Source organism: Gardnerella sp. c11Ua_71, from assembly GCF_055818025.1.
On record NZ_JARFVR010000006.1, the window covers coordinates 127059 to 133058 of the forward strand.

Sequence of the window (6000 nt, forward strand, 5' to 3'; positions counted from 1 at the left end):
AATAAGTAAATATAAATAAGTAGATATTTAGTCTTATAACAATCATTACAGCAAGCATTTAAGCTTGATGAGCATTTGCTATTATGCGATTATCACTGTTGATAGTCACTAATGCAAGGTAAAAATTTAATATCATAAGGAGAAAAATGTTAACTCATGGCATCTTGAACTCGCAATTAGCGGCTGCTCTGGCAAAGCTTAGGCATAAGGATCAATTTGTTATTTCTGATTGCGGATTACCAGTTCCACAAGGCGTAGAGGTAATAGATTTAGCTTTAGTGTTTGGAATTCCACGATTTAGCGATGTGCTGAATGCAATCAAAGCTGATTTGGTACTTGAATCAGGCATAATGGCTAAAGAAGCATGCAATAAAAAGCCAGAAGAGTGGGTAAAAGAATCCTTAGGCGTGCCGCTAACATACGTTCCACACGATGGCGATGAAGGTTTTAAAGCTTTAGTTTCACAAGCAAAATTTGTGATTCGTACAGGCGAAACTACGCCATATTCCAACGTTTTATTGCGCTGTGGCGTTCCTTTCTAAATTTCTAAATTGTGGTGTTCTTTTATAAATTTTTAATATTAAAGATTAGTTGCTGATTTAGGAGAAAAATGCATTGTTATAGTAAGCTTGATTCGTTAAGTGGATTAGAAAATATTGCGTCGCTCCGCTTAAACGATTTAAAAGTTACGCAAGAGAATATGCAAGAATCACATAAAGCGGATTCAAACGCTATTGCAATAGTCGGCTCTATGAATGCGGATTACACTATTGTGGCAGATCGTCTTCCTAACCCAGGAGAAACCATTAATGGAAACGAGATTCGCGTGTTGCCAGGTGGAAAATCTGGTAATCAAGCTGTATCGGCTGCAAAACTCGGTGCACACGTTAAAATGTTTGGTGCAGTTGGCAATGATTCCAATGCTGATTTTCTCCTAAATTCTTTGCAATCTTCCGGAGTTGATACAACTTGTGTTCGTCGCGTAGAAAATAAAAAGAGTGGCGCAACTGTGATTACTGTAGATGCTCATAGCGGTGAAAACACTATTGTGTATGCTCCAGGTTCTAATTCTTTAGTAGATTGTGAGTATATTCAATCGCCATTAGTAAAATCCGCTCTTACTAGCGCAAAAGTTCTTGGTCTTTGTTTAGAAAGTCCTTTAGAAACTGTAACTATGTGCGCACAACTAGCGCATGAAAACGGCGTAAAAGTGCTTCTTAACGATTCGCCATTTTTAAACAAGTTGCCTAAAGATTTGATTGATTCTGCGGATATTTTGCTTGTTAACGAGCATGAGATGGCGCAACTTTTGAATATTGAAGAGCCAGATGATGGCGATTGGTATTCTTTTGATTGGAATCATGTAGCTCACGCTATGCATGATTTTGGCTTTGATGAAGCTGTAGTTACTCTTGGCTCTAAAGGCTCTGTAGTGTTGGATTATTCAAAAGAGGATTGCGTATGCATGATTTCCCCTCAGAGAGTTAAAGCTGTTGATACAACTGGCTGCGGTGATGCTTTTATGGGCACAATATTAGCTTGTTTGTCTGTAGATATGCGTTTAGACGAAGCTGCCGCGTTAGCGTCTTATGTTTCTGCGTATGCAGCTACTGGTTTTGGCGCTCAAGCTTCTTATGGCACAGTTGAACAAATTCGTCAATTTTTTAATGTTTAAGTGACTGAGTTGTAGGTGATTGCGATATACGCATATTTGTGAGCATTATTAGTTGGTAATTGCATTTTAAATAATACAAAATTTTGACATTCTCAAAAAACTGTGTAATATGCTATAAAAACCAAAAAGCAGTTGGCTGATTTTAGTCACTACAATCAGCTTTACTGCTTTTTACTATATTCATAGTCGCTTCGACGAATTTCCATGTATGTACGAATTTCGCCTAAGCACATTTTTACCTAAAAGGAGGTGTCACTATGAGTGGCATGAAATATGCAATGATCGGTTCTGGAGCTATGGGGTATCGCTATGGCGTTTTGTTGCAGGAAACGGCTGGCATTCATGTTGATTTCATTGATGCCTGGGATGAAAATGTGAATAAAGTTCGCGAGCAAGGCGGCGTAATGGTGAGCCGCGATCATGAGAATCGTCATCTTGTGCCAATCAATATGTATACCCCTGAGGATTATGAAGGCGATCCAGATGTGTGGATTGTGTTTATGAAGCAGATGCAACTTGCTCAAATGTTGGAGCGATGCAAGCATTTGTTTAAGGATCATCAGGTTGTGTTCGCGGCAATGAATGGTTGGGGTCATTTTGAGAAGCTTCAGCAATATTTCTCGGATGATCGTATTTATGGCGGCACTGCAATGATTGCAACCGTGCTGAATGGCCCGGGCGACGTTGATTTTATTGGTAAAGTCGGCGTTGGTACGATGAATATGTGCGCGTTGAACGAGCAGGTGAGTGATGTTGAGCTTGCTATGCGAGATGATTTTAAAGCTGCTGGCTTGAATCCTACTATTACGGAAGATTTCAAGGGTACTTGCATGGCGAAGGTAGTTTTTAATTCCGTAGTTAACACTTTGTGCACAATGTATCAGATTCAGATGGGTCAGTTTATTTCGTACCAAGGGGCTATGGATATGGCTCGCCAACTTATTGACGAGGCATACGATGTGTGCGATCGTGCAGGAATTCGTATGGTTAATACGCGTCAGCAGGAGTTGGAGGCTATTGATTACGTGAGCCGAGTGGCAAATCCTTTGCACTATCCTTCTATGTATCAAGATATGAGTCGTGGACGAAAAACAGAGGTTGATTATATCAACGGTTATATTGCGAAGCTTGGTCGCGAAAATGATTATGTATGCCGCACTCACGAGTTCTTAACGCACGGAGTGCATTTGGCGGAGCTTGCATTCAAATTGCATAATCAGCAGTGATTTGGAGAGCATTCTACAATTCGTACAATGAATGAGAAGGAGACACGGCTCGTGGTTTTTACTACGGGCCGCTTTTTATTATCCGCGCGTAACATCTAATATGCTGATAAAATTTAGAGTCTAAAATCATAAATACTATTAAATAAATAAAATTATTTGTAATAAATAAAACTGTAATAAAAATACTTATTGACGTAAATTAATGGGGAATGTATGACTACTTTTGACAGAGCGAATTTGCCAGAATCCGTGCGCACAAACGGTGCTACGCCAAACCCTTGGTGGGCGAATGCAGTTGTGTATCAGATTTATCCGCGAAGCTTCCAAGATACTAACGGCGACGGAATCGGTGATTTGAAGGGCATTACTTCGCGTCTTGATTATTTGGCTGATTTAGGTGTTGACGTGCTTTGGCTTAGCCCTGTTTACAAGTCTCCACAAGACGATAACGGCTACGATATTTCCGATTATCAAGATATTGATCCGCTTTTTGGCACTCTAGAAGATATGGACGAGCTTCTGGCAGAAGCGCACAAGCGCGGGCTTAAGGTTGTGATGGATTTAGTAGTAAATCACACTTCCGACGAGCACGCTTGGTTCCAGGCTTCAAGAGATGCTTCTAGCGACTACGCAGACTGGTATTGGTGGAGACCAGCGCGCAAAGGTTGCGTTCCTGGGGAGCCAGTTGCTGAGCCAAATAAGTGGGGCTCGTATTTTGGCGGTTCTGCGTGGACTTACGATCCAAAGCGCGGCGAATATTACTTCCACCAGTATTCGCCAAAGCAGCCAGATTTGAATTGGGAAAATCCTGCGGTTCGTGCTGCCGTGTACAAGATGATGAATTGGTGGATGGATCGCGGAATTGACGGCTTCCGTATGGATGTGATTACGCAAATTTCTAAGCAAATAGATAGCGAAGGACGTTTGCCAGGGGAATACGGTTCGCAGATTGAAGATGCGCCAGCAGGCGACGACGGCTACTCTTCGCCGTATTTCTTCTGCTCCGATGGCCCTCGTTTAGACGAGTTTTTGCGCGAGATGCGCGAGGCGGTTTTCAAAGGTCGTGAAGGTTTCTTAACTGTTGGCGAGGCTCCTGGAATTTCCGCGCATCGAAACACTTATATTACAAATCCTGCTAATGGTGAGCTAGACATGCTCTTCTTGTTCGATCAAGTTAATGTTGATTGCGCAAATGGCACTAAGTGGAATCCTATTCCTCTTAAGTTGACGGCATTAAAACGCGCAATGGCAGATCAGCAGCAGGCAGTTAGCGATGCTGGTTGGGCGAGCCTGTTCTTTAATAATCACGATCAGCCGCGTGCGCTTTCTCGCTGGGGTAGTGAGGCTAGCGATGAGATGCGCGTGCTTTCCGCTAAGGCGATTGCAATGCTCTTGCACATGCACCGCGGCACTCCGTACGTGTATCAGGGTGAAGAAATTGGCATGACTAACGCGCACTTTACACGTCTCGAGCAGTATCGCGATTTGGAAGCGTTAAATATGTTTAAGCAGCGCGTAGAAGAAGCGCATATTCAGTCGGCTGAGTCGATGATGGATGCGCTCGCAAAGCGCGGTCGCGATAATTCTCGAACGCCTATGCAATGGAATGCGTCTAAATATGCGGGATTCATGCCTTTTAATGTTCCGTCGCAAAATAATGCACAGCCGTGGATTAGCGTGAATCCTAATTATGTAGATATTAACGCGGCTGAGCAAATGGAAGATTCGGATTCTGTTTATTCGTTCTACAAGCGTTTGATTGAGTTGCGTCATTTGCAGCCTGTTGTTTCGGCTGGTTCTTGGAATTTGATTGATGCGGATGATGAGTGTGTTTACGCGTTTATTAGGAAGGTTGAGCAGACTTGTGAGAATGCTAAGGCGGATGAGACAGGTCTTGAGAATGGTGTGCGTTCTTCAAGCGCGGTTGCTGGCGATTCTTCCTCTGTCTCGATAAAGAAGCTGCTCGTAATGGTAAATATGACGGATTCGTCTGTGGCAATACCTGCTCAAAGTGCCGAATTGTTGCGTAATGTCGCCTCTAATGGCGTATCGTATGATGATGTGATGATTTCTACCTACAGCGCGGATCATGCTCTTAAATCACTTAAAAATGGCACGCTTGCGCCTTGGGAGGGAATCGCTGTTAGCTTGCAATAATTATTTTGAAATAGTCACTTTGTAATATTCACTTTGCAATAGTTTCGTCTACTAATTTTGGCAGAGCTTTCGCAATATCTTCGCGTATTATGCGCTCTGCCAAATAATCGTATTGCGTAGCGCCCAGGTTCATTATCGTAATCGGCACTCCTGCGCGAGCAGCTAGTGGCACAAGGCTGGCAGCTGGAAACACTTCTAGCGTGGAGCCAATAACCCACAGTTCGCTTGCTTGCATAATCGCCTGCGCGCTGCGTTCCATCGCCCCTTCGGGAAGTGCTTCTCCAAAATATACTACGTCCGTTTTTATAAGACCATTGCAAGGCATATTTCCGCGATACGGCAGCGCGCGCCTGCAATGTGGGTCTGGGTGTGCGTCTAAGTCGCGCATAATGTCTGCTGTATTGTAGCTTGCGTGGCAGCTCATGCAGTGTGATGTTCCAATGCTTCCGTGCAAGTTCACTACAATATCTGGGCTGTTTCCAGCTTTTTCGTGAAGCGCATCAAAGTTTTGAGTGGCGATTAAGTCCAGCATCCCAGCTTTCTCAAGTTTTACTAGCGATTTGTGTGCTGTTCCTGGCTGAGCGTTCCAAACTGGCGACTCTTTTTGCCAGCGCCAAGAGTAAATGCGTTCCTCTTCACTGCTTAAAAACGCGTCTATATCGTAAACGCTCATTTGCTCTGGGTGTTTAGTCCAAACTCCATCTGGGCCTCGAAAGTCTGGAATGCCAGCGCTTGTAGATATTCCCGCGCCTGTTAGAGCCACAATGTGATTGTGTGAGTTGTTCTTGCTGTTTTTCTCGCTATTTCTCATATACCTATATATAGCACGCGAACGCATAGCACGTATACATATTGTATGCATATATTTTGTTTACGTTGTTTGCGTTGTGTATTTTGATTATTTTGCTCGATTGCTTTGCGCGACACTCCCGGGTTTTGCGT

At 43.4% G+C, this 6000-nt stretch carries 5 protein-coding genes; 4 read left to right on the forward strand and 1 reads right to left on the reverse strand.

Going from position 1 to position 6000, the window contains the following annotated elements:
- Positions 1–146 precede the first annotated feature (146 nt).
- The 4 genes from rbsD (at position 147) to P0106_RS06340 (ending at position 5058) form a co-directional block, all read left to right on the forward strand.
- Entirely contained in the window at positions 147–542 is a 396-nt protein-coding gene (gene rbsD, locus P0106_RS06325) for a D-ribose pyranase (protein WP_004116568.1), read from the forward strand.
- A gap of 68 nt (positions 543–610) precedes the next feature.
- On the forward strand, positions 611–1675 hold the full coding sequence (locus P0106_RS06330; protein ID WP_004137714.1) for a ribokinase: 1065 nt from the start codon (positions 611–613) through the stop codon (positions 1673–1675).
- Positions 1676–1932: 257 nt separating this feature from the next.
- A complete protein-coding gene (locus P0106_RS06335) occupies positions 1933–2901 on the forward strand; it encodes a ketopantoate reductase family protein (protein WP_422119692.1) in 969 nt (322 codons plus the stop codon).
- 213 nt (positions 2902–3114) lie between these two features.
- A complete protein-coding gene (locus P0106_RS06340; protein ID WP_473730575.1) occupies positions 3115–5058 on the forward strand; it encodes an alpha-glucosidase in 1944 nt (647 codons plus the stop codon).
- Positions 5059–5086: 28 nt separating this feature from the next.
- Here P0106_RS06340 and P0106_RS06345 read toward each other — a convergent pair whose 3' ends face one another.
- Positions 5087–5869, reverse strand: a complete 783-nt coding sequence (locus P0106_RS06345) for an SIR2 family NAD-dependent protein deacylase (RefSeq protein WP_473730576.1) — start codon at positions 5867–5869, stop codon at positions 5087–5089.
- Between the last annotated feature and the right edge of the window lie 131 nt (positions 5870–6000).

Excerpts from the sequence above, each read along its gene's own strand:
- P0106_RS06345 (WP_473730576.1), bottom strand. The coding sequence starts at position 5,869 with ATGAGAAATAGCGAGAAAAACAGCAAGAACAACTCACACAATCACATT.
- P0106_RS06330 (WP_004137714.1), top strand. The coding sequence starts at position 611 with ATGCATTGTTATAGTAAGCTTGATTCGTTAAGTGGATTAGAAAATATT.
- rbsD (WP_004116568.1), top strand. The coding sequence starts at position 147 with ATGTTAACTCATGGCATCTTGAACTCGCAATTAGCGGCTGCTCTGGCA.
- P0106_RS06340 (WP_473730575.1), top strand. The coding sequence starts at position 3,115 with ATGACTACTTTTGACAGAGCGAATTTGCCAGAATCCGTGCGCACAAAC.
- P0106_RS06335 (WP_422119692.1), top strand. The coding sequence starts at position 1,933 with ATGAGTGGCATGAAATATGCAATGATCGGTTCTGGAGCTATGGGGTAT.